This is a genomic window from Pseudoalteromonas sp. 5Ae-yellow (genome assembly GCF_014077565.1).
Classification (GTDB): domain Bacteria; phylum Pseudomonadota; class Gammaproteobacteria; order Enterobacterales; family Alteromonadaceae; genus Pseudoalteromonas.
In genome coordinates, this window is record NZ_JACGWD010000199.1 from 1 (window position 1) to 265 (window position 265).

Consider the following 265-nt stretch of genomic DNA (forward strand, 5'->3'; position numbering starts at 1 on the left):
ATTCGAACCCCTGTTACCGCCGTGAAAGGGCGGTGTCCTAGGCCTCTAGACGATGGGGACACATAAATGTGTCACTAGGACAACTGAATTTTTAGACTCGTTTCAGGCGAGCTTTCTTAATAACACTTCACTTCCCTATTAAAATAAGTAAGTGGCGTCCCCAAGGGGATTCGAACCCCTGTTACCGCCGTGAAAGGGCGGTGTCCTAGGCCTCTAGACGATGGGGACACATAAATGTGTCACTAGGACAACTGAATTTTTAGAC

1 tRNA gene is annotated in these 265 nt (G+C 47.9%); it reads right to left on the reverse strand.

The features are described 5' to 3' along the window. Nucleotides 1–152 precede the first annotated feature (152 nt). Nucleotides 153–228, reverse strand: a tRNA-Glu gene (locus H4J63_RS19960). Nucleotides 229–265: the final 37 nt, after the last annotated feature.